This is a genomic window from Arthrobacter sp. PsM3 (assembly GCF_030433895.1).
Taxonomy (GTDB): Bacteria; Actinomycetota; Actinomycetes; order Actinomycetales; family Micrococcaceae; genus Arthrobacter.
Genome location: NZ_JARUXE010000002.1, coordinates 47,444 through 61,505 on the forward strand (window position 1 = coordinate 47,444; position 14,062 = coordinate 61,505).

General features: G+C 65.0%; 10 protein-coding genes. 2 read left to right on the forward strand and 8 right to left on the reverse strand.

The window, feature by feature from the left end; translation table 11 throughout:
- Positions 1 to 15 precede the first annotated feature (15 nt).
- Both QCD75_RS01155 and QCD75_RS01160 read right to left on the reverse strand, forming a co-directional pair.
- Complete coding sequence (locus QCD75_RS01155) at positions 16 to 1,656, reverse strand: peptide ABC transporter substrate-binding protein (RefSeq protein ID WP_226762018.1); 1,641 nt, start codon at positions 1,654 to 1,656, stop codon at positions 16 to 18.
- Positions 1,657 to 1,907: 251 nt separating this feature from the next.
- Complete coding sequence (locus tag QCD75_RS01160; protein ID WP_301224871.1) at positions 1,908 to 3,737, reverse strand: ABC transporter ATP-binding protein; 1,830 nt, start codon at positions 3,735 to 3,737, stop codon at positions 1,908 to 1,910.
- A gap of 79 nt (positions 3,738 to 3,816) precedes the next feature.
- Between QCD75_RS01160 and QCD75_RS01165 the strand changes: the two genes are divergently transcribed.
- On the forward strand, positions 3,817 to 4,446 hold the full coding sequence (locus QCD75_RS01165; RefSeq protein ID WP_301224873.1) for a PH domain-containing protein: 630 nt from the start codon (positions 3,817 to 3,819) through the stop codon (positions 4,444 to 4,446).
- Positions 4,447 to 4,485: 39 nt separating this feature from the next.
- On the opposite strand, the gene QCD75_RS01170 is transcribed toward QCD75_RS01165, so the two are convergent.
- From QCD75_RS01170 to ychF, 4 genes are all read right to left on the reverse strand, one after another.
- The gene (locus tag QCD75_RS01170; protein ID WP_441005424.1) at positions 4,486 to 5,553 is read right to left on the reverse strand and encodes an ABC transporter permease; all 1,068 of its coding nucleotides are present in this window, start codon (positions 5,551 to 5,553) and stop codon (positions 4,486 to 4,488) included.
- A 26-nt stretch (positions 5,554 to 5,579) separates the two neighbouring features.
- Positions 5,580 to 7,121 (reverse strand): ABC transporter permease, encoded by a 1,542-nt coding sequence (locus QCD75_RS01175; RefSeq protein WP_301224877.1) that lies wholly within the window; start codon positions 7,119 to 7,121, stop codon positions 5,580 to 5,582.
- A 178-nt stretch (positions 7,122 to 7,299) separates the two neighbouring features.
- The gene (locus QCD75_RS01180; RefSeq protein ID WP_301224879.1) at positions 7,300 to 9,081 is read right to left on the reverse strand and encodes an ABC transporter family substrate-binding protein; all 1,782 of its coding nucleotides are present in this window, start codon (positions 9,079 to 9,081) and stop codon (positions 7,300 to 7,302) included.
- A 323-nt stretch (positions 9,082 to 9,404) separates the two neighbouring features.
- Positions 9,405 to 10,490 carry a redox-regulated ATPase YchF gene (gene ychF, locus QCD75_RS01185; RefSeq protein ID WP_301224881.1) on the reverse strand — a complete coding sequence of 362 codons (1,086 nt, stop codon included), beginning with the start codon at positions 10,488 to 10,490 and terminating at the stop codon, positions 9,405 to 9,407.
- Between the two features lie 118 nt (positions 10,491 to 10,608).
- Between ychF and QCD75_RS01190 the strand changes: the two genes are divergently transcribed.
- On the forward strand, positions 10,609 to 11,907 hold the full coding sequence (locus QCD75_RS01190; RefSeq protein WP_301224883.1) for a DNA recombination protein RmuC: 1,299 nt from the start codon (positions 10,609 to 10,611) through the stop codon (positions 11,905 to 11,907).
- Here the strand turns inward: QCD75_RS01190 and QCD75_RS01195 are convergent.
- Together QCD75_RS01195 and QCD75_RS01200 are read right to left on the reverse strand one after the other, a co-directional pair.
- Complete coding sequence (locus tag QCD75_RS01195; RefSeq protein WP_301224885.1) at positions 11,904 to 12,995, reverse strand: 4-hydroxy-3-methylbut-2-enyl diphosphate reductase; 1,092 nt, start codon at positions 12,993 to 12,995, stop codon at positions 11,904 to 11,906. The two genes, QCD75_RS01190 and QCD75_RS01195, sit on opposite strands and share 4 nt — an antisense overlap.
- Complete coding sequence (locus QCD75_RS01200; RefSeq protein ID WP_301224887.1) at positions 12,992 to 13,849, reverse strand: hypothetical protein; 858 nt, start codon at positions 13,847 to 13,849, stop codon at positions 12,992 to 12,994. Before QCD75_RS01200 ends, QCD75_RS01195 begins: the two co-directional genes overlap by 4 nt.
- Between the last annotated feature and the right edge of the window lie 213 nt (positions 13,850 to 14,062).

Below are 14,062 nucleotides of genomic sequence, written 5' to 3' on the forward strand. Positions count from 1 at the left end.
GCCGTCGTTATGTGATTACTTGCCGGTGATGTTGTAGTACAGCGGGACGCCGTCCCAGCCGTAGTCAACGTTGGTGACCTTGTCGCTCCAGCCGCCCTGGGCGACCTGGTACCACAGGGGGATGGCCGGCAGGTCCTGGAGCAGGATCTCCTGGGCCTTGTTCATGGCCTTGTTGCCATCAGCCACGGTCGAGGCGTTCAGACCGTCGGAGACGGCCTTGTCGAACTCCGGGTTCGCGTACTTGGCATCGTTGGAGCCGGCACCGGTCTTGTAGATCGGGCCGAGGAAGTTGTACAGCGACGGGTAGTCTGCCTGCCAGCCGGCGCGGATGGAACCGGTCAGCGTCTTGGCGGTGGCGTCGTTGCGGGCTTCCTTGAAGGTTGCGTAGGGCTTGCCTTCAACCTTGATGCCAAGGGTGTTCTTGAGCTGGTTGACGACAGCTTCGACCCATGCCTTGTGTCCGCCCTTGTCGGCGTTGTAGGCAATGGTGAACGTCTCGTTGGAGTCCCACTTCTGGATGGCGTCGGCCTTGGCCCAGGCCTCCTTTGCCTTGGTGGCGTCGAACTTCAGGTTCTCGGATCCGGGGATCGAGTCGCTGTAGCCGTCAAGCACGGGGGCCGTGAAATCCTTGGCCGGCTGGCGGGCGCCGCTGAAAATCACCTTGGTGATCTCGTCGCGGTTGATGGCCATGGAGAGGGCCTGGCGGCGCAGCTTGCCGGCCTCACCGGACCATTCCGGCAGGTATTCCGGGATGGCGATCGTCTGGTTGCCGGCATACGGCTTGTTGATGGTGCGGTCGCCGAGGTCGGACTTGAAGTTCTTCAGGGCGCTGGTGGGGATCGTCTGGAGCACGTCCAGGTTGTTGGACAGCAGATCCTGGTACGCTGCGTCGTCGTTCTGGAAGATCTTGAAGGTCACGCCGGCGTTCTTGGCCTTGCGGGCGCCGTTGTACTCCGGGTTCGGAACGAGCTGGATCTGCACGTTGTGCTGCCAGCCGCCGTCCGCCATCTTGTACGGTCCGTTGCCAACCGGCTTCTCGCCGAAGCCCTTGGGGTCCGCCAGTGCACCGGAGGGAACCGGGACAAATGCGGTGTAGCCGAGGCGCAGCGGCCAGTCGGACTCGGGCTGCTTCAGTTCCACGGTGAACGTCTGGTCGTCAACGACCTTCAGGCCGGACATGGTGTCGACGGTCGAGCCTTCTGCGCTGGCTTCGTCGTAGCCCTTGATGCTTTCGAAGAAGCTGCCGCTGAGCTGGGCATTCTTCGCCGCTGCACCGAAGTTCCAGGAGTCGACGAACGTCTTGGCCGTGATGACCTCGCCGTTGGTGAACTTCTGGTCCTTCTTGATTTTGATCGTGAAGTTCTGGCCGTCCTTGCCTTCAATGGACTCGGCGAGTTCATTGACGGGCTTGCCGTTCGGGTCGTAGCTGACGAGGCCCGAGAACATCATCTGCATGATTTTGCCGCCACCAACTTCGTTGGTGTCTGCCGGCATCAGCGGACGCTGGGGTTCAGAGCCGTCGACCAGGATGACTTTGCTGGTGTCGCCACCGGTGGTGCCGCTTCCGGCGGCAGTGCCACCGGCGCCGCATCCGGACAGGGCGAGAGCGGCGATAGCCGCCAGGCCCAGTGCTTTGGAAGTGCGCGAAAAACGCATTCCGCCTCCTATGAGTTGTGGGAGTTCGTGAGGGAAAGACTTATGCTTCCCCGCAGGCAGGCACAGAGATATCCCCTGTGACGTGGCCTACATATACGAGTAGCCTAACCCGAGAATGTCCAAATGCTGGAACCCTGTTGCCAAACCGTGACCCGACAAAAGCGTGACCGATGGAGTCAAGTGCGATGTATTTCACGTCACACGATACCGGCTGGTAATATTCGCTGCCGTGGCAACCTGGTTAGGGGCGGTTAACTCGTTCCGGCCTCCAGCAATTGGGCGCGCAACTCGCGGCGCTCCCGCTGTTTTTCCGGATCGGGCAGCGGCACAGCGGCCAGGAGGCGCTGGGTATAGGGTTCCTGCGGGTTGCGCAGGATCTGGTCCCGGGTGCCCTGCTCGACGATGCGGCCGCGCTGCATCACGCAGATCCGGTCCGCCAGCACGTCCACGACGGCGAGGTCGTGGGTGACAAACAGGCAGGCAAACCCGAGTTCCTTCTGCAGGTTCTGGAAGAGGTCGAGCACCTTGGCCTGCACGGAGACATCCAGGGCCGAGGTGGGCTCGTCGGCGACCATCAGTTTCGGCTTGAGCGAGAGCGCCCGCGCGATGCCGACGCGCTGCTTCTGCCCGCCGGAGAGTTCGTGCGGGTAGCGGTTGCGGTAATTCCGCGGGAGCTCCACCTGGTCCAGCAGCTCCTCGATCCGCTTCTGCAGCTCCACACCTTTCGCCACCCCGGCGAGGAACATCGGCTCCCCGATGCTCTCGCCGATCGGGAGCCTCGGGTTCAGCGACGACGAGGGGTCCTGGAACACCATGCCCACGTGCCGGCGCATCTCGTGAAGCTGCCGGCCGTTGCGCTTGGCGGCCGAGATGTCCTGGCCGACGACCTTCATGCTGCCGGCCGCGACCGGCAGCAGACCGACGGCGGCACGGCCGATCGTGGTCTTGCCCGAACCTGACTCCCCCACCAGCCCGACGACCTCTCCCGGATAGATGACCAGGTTGGCGCCCTCCACGGCGCGGAACGCGGGAACGCGGCCCTGTTTGGGGTACTCGATCGCCACGTCCGTCAGTTCCAGCACAGGCTCGCCCTGCGGCTTCGCGGCCTCGGCTGCGGCCAGGGCCTCGGCGTTCTCCCGTTCGCGCCGGAGGAGCTGATCTTCCGGGATCGAGGAGAGCTCGGCCTTGGTCGCGGCGGCAAGGGCGGCGGTCACGTCCACTTCCCCGGACGAGTCCGCGCCGCCTTGGCCAAGGTGCGGAACGGCAGCGAGCAGGGCCTTGGTGTACTCATGCTGCGGGTTGTGGAAGATCTCGGCCGCCGTGCCGGTTTCCACGATCACGCCACGGCGCATCACGGCGATCCGGTCAGCCAGGTCAGCCACGACGCCCATGTCGTGGGTGATCAGGACGATGGCGCTGTCCAGCTTGTTCCGCAGGTTGCGCATGAGGTCCAGGATTTCCGCCTGGACCGTCACATCCAGGGCTGTGGTGGGTTCGTCGGCGATCAGCAGCTTGGGGTCGCAAGACAGGGACTGGGCGATCATCGCGCGCTGCCGCTGGCCGCCGGAGAGCTGGTGGGGGTAGGACCGGAAGGCCTTCTCCGGATCCGGCAGCTCCACGAGCTCGAGCATCCGCAGGGCGCGCAGCCGTGCCTCGTCCGGAGAAACCTCGCTGTGCAGCCGGACGGTCTCCACGATCTGGGCGCCCACGGTGTAGACCGGGTTCAGGGCCGTCATAGGCTCCTGGAAGATCACGGCCACTTCCTTGCCACGGACCGCCCGGATGTTGGCCTCGTTCGTTCCGAGCAGCTCCTGGCCGGCGAGTTTGACGCTTCCCGTCACGCGGCTGTTACTGGGCAGCAGTCCGAGCAGGGCCATCGAGCTGGCGCTTTTGCCCGAGCCGGACTCCCCCACGATCGCGAGCACTTCACCGGCGCGCACCTCGTAGTTCAGGCCGATCGCTGCGGGGACCCATTTCTTGTCCACACCGAAGTCAACGCTCAGGTTGCGGACTTCGAGTACGGGTTCCTCCCGCTCAGGCGCCGGGGTAACGGCCGGGTCGAGGGCGATGAAGTCAGTCATGATGGGGTCTTCCTTCCGTCCGGGCCGCAGGTGCACCGGGGATTAGTGCTGTGGCTCGGAATACTGAATTATTGGGGGCATGAGCTCCGCGCCGCACGCCGGTAAAGTTGAAATCTTCCAAGCCAGAACGAACAAATGGTTCGCGTGGCTGTCCTGGGCGGTGGCCGGTGTCGGCATCGTGGCCATGGCGGCCTCCGCCGGCCCCGGTGCCCTGGCCGGCATCGCTCCGCTGGTGCTGATCGCGTTCCTCGGCTGGCAGCTGTTCTGGCTCCCCGCCGTCGTGGTCTCTGACGCCGGGATCAGCCTGGAGAACCCGTTGCGCTCCATCACGGTTCCATGGGCGGCTCTGGTGCACGTCGACACGCGTTTCGCCCTGACCCTGGTCACGGCGGGGAAGAGCTACACGTCGTGGGCCGCCCCGGCGCCCGGGATCTGGGGCGGCCGCAACGCCCGGCCGGAGGACCTCCAGGGGCTTCCGGCCACAACCTACGGCCCGGCCCGGTCCGTGCGGCCTGGGGATCTCAAATCCACGGACTCCGGCCAGGCGGCCCGGCTGGTGCGGGAGCGCTGGGATGAGCTGGCCGAAAGCGGCCAGCTGGCGGCCGGCGACGCCGCCGTCACCCCTGCGAGGGTGACTTACCGCTGGAAGGCAATGATCGCCGACGTGCTGCTTCTGGCGGCCAGCTACTGGGCCGTTGCCGGCCAGTAGCCGGCCGCCCGGCTGCCCGGCTCGAAACCGGACCGTCATCTACTTGCCCTTGAGTTCGTCGAACGCCGTGACCGGAGCCGGATCCACTTCGATTTCCGCGGCCTTCTTGGCGTTGAACTTCTTCTGGCGCGGGTCGAACGCGTCCCGCAGGCCATCGCCGATGAAGTTGATGCTCAGGCAGATCAGCACAATGAACAGACCCGGGAACCAGAAGAGCCACGGCCGGGTCGCAAAGGCCGCCTGGTTCTGCGAGATGAGCAGCCCCAGCGAGGTGTCCGGCGCCTTGACGCCGACGCCGAGGTAACTCAGGGCCGTCTCGGTCAGAATGGCGGCCGACATGGTCAGGGTGACGTTGACGATGAGCACGCCGACGGCATTGGGCAGGATGTGCTTGAAGATGATGCGTGCGTTGCTGGCCCCGGAGATCCTTGCCGCGTCGACGAACTCACGTTCACGCAGCGACAGGAATTCACCGCGCATCAGGCGTGCCAGTCCCACCCAGCTGATCAGGCCCAGGAAGATCCCGATGGCGAGGACGCCGTTGTTACTGGCGAAGGAGGCGAACCAGCTGCCCGAGTCCCGCCGTCCGGCCAGCTGTGCCATCACGGCTGCCAGCAGCAGGGCGGGGATGATGATGATGACGTCGGTGAGGCGCATCAGGACGGCCTCGGTCCAGCCGCGGAAATAGCCGGACAGGGCACCGACGATGACCCCGATCAGGCCGGCAATGAGGCCGATCACGATCATGATGGTGATCGACTGCTGGGCCCCGCGCATGGTCATGGCGAAGAGGTCGCGGCCGATCCGGTCCTGGCCGAACGGGTGTTCCCCCCAGGCCGGCGGGAAGATCGAGGCGGTCGGGGCGCCGTCGTTGATCAGCGGGGAGACGTCCTCATGGCTGTACTTCCACCAGCCGGGGATGCCCGCGTAGCCGACGGAAGTGAAGGCCATGATGAAGATGATGGCGAAAACCACGAGTCCGATGATCGCGCCGGAGTGGCCGAGGAACCGCTTGCGTACGATCTGGCCCTGACTGAGGCCTTTGGCCTCAAGAACGGGTTCGATGCCGACCACGTCCGGGCCGTCCACCCCCGCGCTTTCGGCCATGATTTCGTCCTGCTGGCTTGGCTGGCTCATGCTTTTACCCTTACCCGTGGATCAAGTGCGGAGTACGCGAGGTCCGCGATGAGGTTGAAGACCATGGCCGTAATGGCCACGCAGATGAAAACACCCATGACGGGGTTGGGGTCGATGTGCTGGATGCCGTCCAGGAACAGGAAGCCCATCCCCCGGACGGAGAACACCGATTCGGTGATGACGGCGCCGCCGATCAGGCCGCCGATGTCGAACGCCACAATGGTGGCGATGGGAATCAGCGCATTCCGGAAGGCATGGCGCATGACGACGGTGCGTTCCGAGAGGCCCTTGGCCCGGGCCGTCCGGATGTAGTCCATGTTCATGATTTCCAGCATCGATGCGCGGGTGAACCGCGTGTAGCCGGCGAGTGAAATGAGGATTAGTGCCAGGGTCGGGAGGATCAGGTGCGTAAAGGAGTCCAGGCTCAGGATCCAGAAATCACCTTCGATGTTCGGGGTGCTGGCGCCGATGGTGGCGATGGGGCGTCCGCGGACCCGGCTGTTGTTGAAGTAGCTCGGCCACGCCTGCATGTAGCGGTCCAGCATGATGAGGAATCCCACCAGGAAGGAAGTCAGGGCCGCCGCACGCATGGACTGGCCGCGGTCGTAGCCTCCCATCAGGAATCCGATGGCCAGGCCTACCAGTACGGCCGCCACGGCGAGCAGCACCATCATCAGGAACGTGGCCTCGTCGAGCAGCGGCTGGATCACGAAGTAGACCACCAGTCCGACGCCGACGGCGATCAGCGAGGACTGCAGCGCCTTGCGGTTTTTCAGGCCGGCCGAGAGCAGCGTGACGGCGAACGCGATGCCGACGCCCGCAATGGCGATGACGACGGGGCCGAGACCGGGGTTCTTGAACCATTCAGTGGCGGAGAAGTAGATCAGCACGGCGCTCACGAACAGGAAGGCCACGCCGCCGGTGAGCAGCCTGCGCTTCATGGCGCCGCCGGCGGCCACCGCCGTGATGACGCCGGACAGGGCGCCGATGGCCAGCGCGGTGGCCATCGGCACCTCGGGATTCCTGAGGAAGTCATTGAAGCCGATCGCGCCGAATTCCTTGAGCAGGACGGCGACCCAGAAGATCGGCAGCGAAAAGAACAGGAACGCCATGAACGTCACGCCGTAGTCCAGCGTGCTGTACTGGCGCAGGGCGGTGACGATGCCCAGGGTGATGCCGATCAGGATGGCCAGGATGGTGGCGCCGGTGACCAGTGTCAGGGTCTGGATCAGCGCGTGCCCCAGGGCGTCGGTGATGGGCTGGCCGGCGATATTCTTGCCGAGATCGCAGGAGTTGGCGAAGGGGATGAGGCATTGCGCCGCACCGCCGAGCCATTTGAAATACCGCAGCGGGGCGGGAATGTCCAGCTGCAGGAGTTCGGTCCGCGCGTCGATCAGCTGCTGTTTGTTGGGCGCACTGCTGGCGCGGTACTCCTCGAGCGGATCCCCCGAGGCCGCTGTCAGGAGATACACCAGGAAGGAAGCGCCGAGAAGAATGAGGGCGGCCGTAATCAGCCGCCGGACTATGTAGGTCACCATTGGAATCGAACCTCGGTATTCGGGCCCAGGGATTGCCCGGACCGGTCGCAGACTCTGGCCTTTTCCCGCAGATAGTACGGCGCGGGCCAAGGCATCGGGGGTGTCGCCAAAAAGGCGTCGGGACCCTTCGTGCCCTGGTCCCGACGCCTTTCCGGCAAATGCTACGTGCGGTGGTCGGCTACTTCTGAGCCCACTCCCAGAAGTTCCACCAGACACCGGTCTGGTTCGGCATGTACTTCACGCCGGTGATGCGGTCGCTGTACGCGTCCACACCAACTGCCTGGAACAGCGGAAGGCCGTAGGCGGAGGCCCAGATCTTCTTGTCGATCTGGGTGATGAGTTCATTCTGCTTGGTCTTGTCCGTGGTGACAATCAGTTCGTCCATCAGCTTGTCCGCGTCGGGATCGCTGAACATGTTGAAGTTGGAATCGTTGCCCGTCTTGAAGATCTGCGGGACGCCGGAGACACCGACACCCGAGTTGATCCAGCCGAAGATGGTGGCATCGTAGGAGCCGTCACCGAGGGCCTTGCCCCAGTCGGACTTTCCGAGGCCGCCGTCGACGATCTTGAAACCGGCCTTGGTGGCGGATTCGCGGATCAGCGAGTAGGCGTCAACACGGTTGGGGTTGTCCTTATTGTACATGATGCGGACTTCGGGGGTGGCACCGTTGAGGAGCTTCTTGGCGCCTTCGATGTCAACGTCCTGGTACGCCGAGGATCCGTTGTTCTTGACAGAGTCGGCGTACGAGGCCTGGTCCGGCACGAACAGCTGGGAGTCCAGCGGCGCAGCCTTGGGGTCAAGCTTCTTGACGATCTTGTCGACGATGTCCTTGCGCGGAACGGACTTCATGAACGCCTCACGGACGTTCTTCTCGGCGAAGGGTCCGCTGTAGTTCAGGTCGATGTGGTCGTAGGAGAGCTGGTTGCCCACGTCGACCGTGACGCCCTGGCTTTCCAGGGTCTTGAGCTGCTCCACTGTGTCAGCGGACGCCTGCGGAGCGATGATGTCTGCCTCGCCGTTCTTGAGCGCCTGGACCTGGGCAGCGGAATCGCCGATGTAGCGGACGGTGATTTCGTCGAGCTTTGCTTCCGGACCCCACTTGTAGTCCTTGTTCTTGACCATGGTCAGGGACTGGTCCTGGTTGACACCCTTGACGATGTAGGGACCGTTGGAGAGGTACAGGCTCGGGTCCGCCGGCAGGGTCTTGGTGTCGAAGCCGGTGTTCCACAGCGCGGACATGGCCTGGAGCTGCGCGTTGGCCGGCTTGGGAGCCGCCTTGTCGCCGCGCGGTATGCCCTTGAGGAGGTCAACGAATGCCTTGGCGTCCGTCAGGCCAGCCTTCTTGGCGAGCACGTGGGCCGGGATGTCGATGCCGGGTCCGCCAAGCGCGATTTCCCAGTCGGCAAAAGGCTTGGAGTACTTGATCGTCATGGACTTGCCGTCGTCGCTGAGCTGCGGGAAATCCGTCAGGGCGAGACCGGTGGGGTCCCCGGCGTACGAGAAGTAGGACGTTCCGGTCTTTGCCTTGGCGTCGGCGTCGTTGTAGTAGCCGGAGAAGGCGGCCCACTGCAGCAGGAGGTCGGCGGTGGTGACCGGCGTACCGTCTGACCACTTCACACCGTCATTGATGGTGTACTTGACGGTCAGCGGATCGTCCGAGGACTTCTCCATCTTGCCGAACTTCTCGTTGCGAACGACGTTCAGCTTGTTGTCGATGTAGAAGAAGCCAGAGTGCGTGGCGTAGCTGATCTTCGAGTTGATGTCCGTGTTGCCGTCGGCCGTGTTGGGGTTGAACGTGTTGAAGGCGTTCACCTCGACTACGGTTGCCGATCCGCCTGTTTTGCCAGCTGCCGCAGCAGTCGTCGGGGTTGTCCCGCCGCTGTTGCCGGCGCAAGCGCTGAGGGCGAGAGCAGCTGCTGCTGCCACGCCCACTGCTTTGGAAATACGACCGAATCGCATTCCGCCTCCTTGTTTCTGTGGTGTGGTTGAGACCGGGTCCCGTAGGCACCGGCAGACGTCCACACTCCCCCAGCGGCAGTGTGGCCCGTCTCACATGGGATGTAGCGTAAACCCCAAAATGATCGATGGGCCCGGAAAGTTGACCAGCTGTAAAGTTCGTTACCGAGCTGCAACATTCGACGGATTTTCACCGGCCGAATTCCGCAATGAGTATTGACGCGCCGGTCGCTCCGCGCTAATGTCTCGGGGCACAGAAAAGCCCCGATTCTGGAATCGGGGCTTCTCGAGTTAATCCTTAATTACTTGATGAAATCATCATGCCGTCACACGTTGAAGCGGAACTCCACCACGTCGCCGTCGGCCATGACGTATTCCTTGCCTTCGATGCGGACCTTGCCGCGGGACTTCGCCTCGGCCATGGACCCGGCCTCGATGAGGTCGTCGAAGGAGACGACCTCGGCCTTGATGAAACCGCGCTGGAAATCCGAGTGGATCACGCCGGCGGCCTGCGGGGCCGTGTCGCCCTGGTGGATGGTCCAGGCCCGGGTTTCCTTGGGTCCTGCCGTCAGGTAGGTCTGCAGCCCGAGGGTGTGGAAGCCGACGCGGGCCAGCTGGTCGAGTCCGGATTCGTCCTGCCCGTTCATTTCGAGCATTTCGCGGGCCTCTTCCTCGTCCAGCTCAACGAGGTCTGATTCGAGCTTGGCGTCGAGGAAGATGGCGTCCGCGGGGGCAACGAGGCTCCGAAGTTCTTCCTGCTTCTCGGGGCTGCCCAGGATGCCCTCGTCCGCGTTGAACACGTAGATGAAGGGTTTGGCGGTCAGGAGGCTGAGCTCCCTGAGGTGCTCCATCTCCAGTTTGTCGCTCTTGACCGAGGCGAAGATGGTGTCGCCGCGTTCCAGCACCGTCTGGGCCGCCTTGATGGCGGCCAGTTCGCCGGCTTCCCGCTTCTTGATCTTGACTTCTTTTTCGATCCGGGGAATGGCGTTTTCGATGGTCTGGAGGTCAGCCAGGATCAGCTCGGTGTTGATGGTCTCCATGTCCGACCGGGGGTCCACCTTGCCGTCGACGTGGATGACGTCGGGGTCATCGAACACCCGGACCACCTGGACGATGGCCTCGGCCTCACGGATGTTGGCGAGGAACTTGTTTCCCAGGCCTTCGCCCTCCGACGCGCCCTTGACGATCCCGGCGATGTCCACGAAGGACACCGGTGCGGGCAGGAGCCGCTGGGATCCGAAGACGGCGGCCAGCTTGGCAAGCCGCGGGTCCGGAAGGCTGACGACGCCGACGTTCGGCTCGATCGTAGCGAACGGGTAGTTCGCCGCGAGCACCTGGTTGCGGGTCAGTGCGTTGAAAAGAGTTGATTTGCCGACGTTGGGCAGTCCGACGATGCCAATAGTAAGAGCCACGAGTACTAATTCTACCTGCTGTGGCCAGGGGTCCTCCACGACGGCCCGTCCGGCGCATGGTTCACCGCCAGCAGGGAGTCGGCCGGAAACTGTCACAGGGGCGTGCCAAAGTGAAGGCATGGACGCTTTTGCACTGATTCTTTCCCTTCTGATGCTTCTGGTCGGCGCGGTGGCCGGCGCCGCCGTGGTCTACCTGCTGGTCCGCCGCCGCACCCAGGCGGTGGAGCAGGACTTCGACGCCGTGTCGGGCCGGCTCTCGGAGGTCAGCGCGCAGTTCGCCGCGGCCGACGCCGAGAGGCGGCTGCTGGCTGCCCAGAACCGGGAACTCGGCGAGTCCCGGAACCAGGACGGCAGCGTGCTGCGTGCCCTGGCGCCGGTGGCCGAAAAGCTCACCGCGGTCCAGCAGCAGGTGTCGCTGCTGGAGCGCGACCGCCTGGAGCAGTATGGCCAGCTGGCCCAGCAGCTGCAGGAAGCCCGGCTGTCCGACGAACAGCTGCTGCGTTCAACGCATGCGCTGGAGTCCGCGCTCCGGTCCAACAGCGCCCGCGGCCAGTGGGGCGAGGTCCAGCTGCGGCGCGTGGTCGAGGCGGCCGGGATGCTGCGCCACGTTGATTTCCACGAGCAGGTGCACAGCGGGCAGACGCAGGGCGCCGCGACGGACACCAGTGTCCGGCCCGACCTCGTCGTGCAGCTTCCGGGCCAGAAGCAGCTCGTCGTCGATGCCAAGGTGCCGCTCTCCTCGTACCTGGCGGCGCAGGAGCTGGGCGCATCAGCCAGCGGGCAGCTGCACGCGCAGTCACCGGGCGGCCAGCAGGCCCACCTGCTGGCCCATGCCAAGGCCCTGAAGGCCCACGTGGACGCACTGAGCGGCAAGAAGTACTGGGACATTCCGGGCAACTCCCCGGAACTTGTGGTCTGCTTCCTGCCGGCCGAGTCGATTCTGGCGGCCGCACTGTCCGCGGACCCGGCGCTGCTGGACTACGCCCTGTCCAGGAACGTGGTGCTGGCCAGCCCGTCGACCCTGCTGGCGGTCCTGAAGTCCGTCGCCTTCACCTGGCGCCAGGACGTGCTGACGGACAGCGCACGGGAGCTTTTCGAGCTCGCCCACCAGCTCTATGAGCGGATGGGAACCCTCGGCGAGAACGTCACCAAGCTCGGCGCCTCGCTCAAAACGTCCGTTGACCGCTACAACTCCATGGTGGGAACGCTGGAGGCCCGGGTGCTGCCGACCGCGCGGAAGCTCAACGCCCTGGATGCGGCAGGGCTGACCACACCCGCAGCTGTAGAGGTGACACCGCGGTCCGTGGCTGCCCCGGAACTCCAGCCCGGGAACGGTACGGCGATCGGGTCCGGCAGCCGGCTGGCAGACGGGCCCGCGGGCGACGCCGCCGACGAGGACCGCGAGTCCGCGGCCTAGGAGGTCTGTGCGGGGCGTGAGCCGCGGCCGCCGAGGGCGCGGGTCACGTCGCCGGCCTGCTTCAGCGTGGCGCGGAGTTCCTTCGGCAGCGAGAAGAGCAGGTCCTCCTCCGCCGTGACGACTTCCTCGACCGAGCCGTAGCCGTAGTCGGCGAGCAGGCGCAGGACGTCCTTGACCAGGACCTCCGGGACTGAGGCGCCCGAGGTCACGCCGACGGTGGCCACGCCCTCAAACCAGGATTCGTCCACCTCATTGGCGAAGTCCACGCGGTAGGAGGCCTTGGCGCCGTACTCCAGGGCCACCTCCACGAGCCGGACCGAGTTCGACGAGTTGGCCGATCCGACCACAATCACCAGGTCAGCCTGCGGGGAGATCTTCTTGATGGCGACCTGCCGGTTGGTGGTCGCGTAGCAGATGTCGTCGCTGGGCGGATCCTGCAGGGTCGGAAAGCGTTCCTTGAGGAGCCGGACCGTTTCCATGGTTTCGTCGACGCTGAGGGTGGTCTGGGAAAGCCAGATGACCTTCTCCGGGTCCCGGACCGTGACCTTGTCGACCTCATGCGGGCCGTTGATGATCTGGATGTGTTCGGGGGCTTCGCCGGCGGTTCCCTCGACTTCCTCGTGGCCGTCGTGGCCGATCAGCAGGATGTCGAAGTCGTCCTTCGCGAAGCGCACAGCCTCTTTGTGCACCTTGGTCACGAGGGGGCAGGTGGCATCGATGGTCCGCAGCCCCCGGTCCTCGGCAGACTGCACCACGGCGGGTGAGACACCGTGGGCGGAGAAGATCACCAGGGCGCCCTCGGGGACCTCGTCGGTCTCGTCAACGAAGATCGCGCCCTTTTCCTCGAGCGAGCTGACGACATGCACGTTGTGGACGATCTGCTTGCGAACGTAGACCGGCGGGCCGTAATGCTCCAAGGCTTTTTCCACCGCGATGACCGCACGGTCGACGCCGGCGCAGTAGCCGCGCGGGGCGGCGAGCAGGACCTTCTTCGGGCCGGAGACGGCGGCAGCCGCCAGCACATCCTCCGGCGAACGCCGCCGGCGGGGAACGGTTGGCATCGGAATGGATACAGCGGTGGAGGTCATCCCCCAATGCTACCGGTGTTGGGCCGCCCGCCGACGAAGCGCAGGACGAGCCCGGCGGCAAGCAGGACGCCGCCGGCTACGGCGGTCACCATTGTCCACTGGGCGAAACTTGAGCTGGCGGCCGAGACGAACTCGCTCTTGAAGATCTCCGCGACTTCGTTCCCGCTGCTGGTTCGCGCCACCGCACCGCCGACGGTGCCGGCGGCCAGTGTCCAGGCGCCGGCCAGCACGAGGGCCCCGATCCCGATGCCGGCCAGGACAGTCCAGCGGCGCCGGGCGGCGACGAAGGCGAGGGCGAAGGCGATGAGCGCCCCGACGGCCGCGGCGTAGCCCATCGGTGCGTAGGCGGACATCCGCTCAAGGATCTGCCGGTGCTCGGGCTGACCGATGGTGATCAGCAGCTGGTCGGGGGCCTCCAGCGGCAGGGTGGTCGCGTCCGCCACCTGCTTCGCCACCAGGCCGACGAGGGGCGCAAGGTCCAGGGTCAGCGAGGTGGCAGCGCCGGCCCCGGCGGGGAGTGTCGCGGGGTCGGCGAAATTCAGCCGGTGGCTCCGGCGCAGGGTTTCGGTCCAGGCGTCGGGGTAGCCGGGCATGCTCGTCAGGGACTGGGCCGCACTCTTCAGGATGGGCGTGACCAGCCCGCTCAGCGCTTCGGGGATCCGCTCCGCGCCGAGACTGCCGACGGCGGCCGAAGCAAGCCGCTGCTGAAAAACAGGGTCTTTGCCCAGCGGGGCGGTGAACGCCACGAAGCCGTCCTCCTGGACGATGTTCCGGTCCACCCACATGGCCGGAACGGCGACCGCCGCCAGGACAAGCCCAATGAGTACTGCTACGGCCGAGACAAAAGTGCGCACAAGTATTCCTAGTTGGTTGGTGGGTAGTGCCATCCTACGGGGGCGGCGTGCGGAACGATAAAGTCGGTCCCCGGTGATAGAGCTATGGATAGAGTTGAAACCGACAAGTTCGAGTTGTCTGCCGGTGGCCCCTTCTGACGCGCAATCGCCGGGGGTTTGCCTGCGGACAGCACCGCCCCGGCAAAGGACACCCACCCGTATGTACAAGGCCAT

Excerpts from the sequence above, each read along its gene's own strand:
- QCD75_RS01155 (WP_226762018.1), bottom strand. The coding sequence starts at position 1,656 with ATGCGTTTTTCGCGCACTTCCAAAGCACTGGGCCTGGCGGCTATCGCC.
- QCD75_RS01160 (WP_301224871.1), bottom strand. The coding sequence starts at position 3,737 with ATGACTGACTTCATCGCCCTCGACCCGGCCGTTACCCCGGCGCCTGAG.
- QCD75_RS01175 (WP_301224877.1), bottom strand. The coding sequence starts at position 7,121 with ATGGTGACCTACATAGTCCGGCGGCTGATTACGGCCGCCCTCATTCTT.
- QCD75_RS01170 (WP_441005424.1), bottom strand. The coding sequence starts at position 5,553 with ATGGCCGAAAGCGCGGGGGTGGACGGCCCGGACGTGGTCGGCATCGAA.
- QCD75_RS01195 (WP_301224885.1), bottom strand. The coding sequence starts at position 12,995 with ATGACCTCCACCGCTGTATCCATTCCGATGCCAACCGTTCCCCGCCGG.
- QCD75_RS01190 (WP_301224883.1), top strand. The coding sequence starts at position 10,609 with ATGGACGCTTTTGCACTGATTCTTTCCCTTCTGATGCTTCTGGTCGGC.
- QCD75_RS01180 (WP_301224879.1), bottom strand. The coding sequence starts at position 9,081 with ATGCGATTCGGTCGTATTTCCAAAGCAGTGGGCGTGGCAGCAGCAGCT.
- QCD75_RS01165 (WP_301224873.1), top strand. The coding sequence starts at position 3,817 with ATGAGCTCCGCGCCGCACGCCGGTAAAGTTGAAATCTTCCAAGCCAGA.